Source organism: Streptomyces gelaticus (assembly GCF_014649535.1).
Lineage (GTDB): Bacteria > Actinomycetota > Actinomycetes > Streptomycetales > Streptomycetaceae > Streptomyces > Streptomyces gelaticus.
On record NZ_BMTF01000088.1, the window covers coordinates 1 to 1009 of the forward strand.

Annotated in this window: 2 protein-coding genes and 1 pseudogene; all 3 read left to right on the top strand. The window is 70.4% G+C overall.

The window, feature by feature from the left end:
* The coding region (locus tag IE107_RS34455) for a roadblock/LC7 domain-containing protein (RefSeq protein WP_189548273.1) at positions 1-279 on the top strand (279 nt) is incomplete at its 5' end.
* Between the two features lie 133 nt (positions 280-412).
* On the top strand, positions 413-820 hold the full coding sequence (locus tag IE107_RS34460; RefSeq protein WP_072487285.1) for a DUF742 domain-containing protein: 408 nt from the start codon (positions 413-415) through the stop codon (positions 818-820).
* A pseudogene (locus tag IE107_RS34465) lies at positions 801-1009 on the top strand (ATP/GTP-binding protein); the annotation flags it as partial. The gene IE107_RS34460 and the pseudogene IE107_RS34465, both read left to right, overlap by 20 nt.

The following is a 1009-nucleotide window of genomic DNA, read 5'->3' on the forward strand; positions in this document are numbered from 1 at the left end:
GCCGACCAGCTGGCCGCCGTCGCCTCCGGGCTGACCTCGCTGACCGCGGGCGCCTCCCGGATCTTCGAGGGCGGCGCCGTCAGCCAGACCGTGGTGGAGATGGAACGCGGGTTCCTCTTCCTGATGTCCATCTCGGACGGCTCCTCGCTGGCCGTGCTCGCCCACCCGGACGCCGACATCGGCCTGGTGGGGTACGAGATGGCTCTGCTGGTCGACCGTGCGGGCACCGTCCTCACCCCCGACCTCCGTGCCGAGCTCCAGGGCAGCCTGCTCCACTAGGCGGCCATGGATCGATGACAGACTCGTTCGCCCCAGCCAACGCCCCCGACCCTCGCCCGTCCGGCCGCCCAGAGCCCCCCACCGGCCCCTTCAGACGGCAAGCCGACGCACTGCTGTCACGCCCGGAGGATTCATGACCCCGCCACCCGCCTCACCCGATCCGTACGGCGCACTGCACCACGCGTCGTACGACGGTGAAGGCGACCAGCCACTGGTCCGCCCGTACGCCATGACCGGTGGCCGGACCCGGCCGCGCTACCAGCTCGCCATAGAGGCACTGGTCTCCACCACGGCCGACCCGGCGCATCTGGGGACACTCCTCCCCGAGCACCAGCGGATCTGCCACCTCTGCCGTGAGGTCAAGTCGGTGGCCGAGGTCTCGGCGCTGCTGTCGATGCCGCTCGGTGTGGCCCGGATCCTGGTCGCGGACCTGGCGGAAGCCGGCATGGTGGCCATCCACCAGCCGGGCAACGGAGAGACCGGCGGCGCGCCGGATGTGACACTGCTCGAAAGGGTGCTCAGTGGACTTCGCAAGCTCTAGCGGCGGTGCGGCCCGGGCCACCACCTCGGCGAAGATCGTGGTGGCAGGGGGCTTCGGCGTGGGTAAGACCACGTTCGTCGGTGCCGTCTCGGAGATCAACCCATTGCGTACGGAAGCCGTGATGACGTCCGCCTCCGCGGGCATCGACGACCTGACGCACACCGGGGACAAGACCACCACGACGGTGGC

What these genes read in the sequence shown, in the direction of transcription:
- IE107_RS34460 (WP_072487285.1), top strand. Translation starts at nt 413, where the DNA reads ATGACCCCGCCACCCGCCTCACCCGATCCGTACGGCGCACTGCACCAC.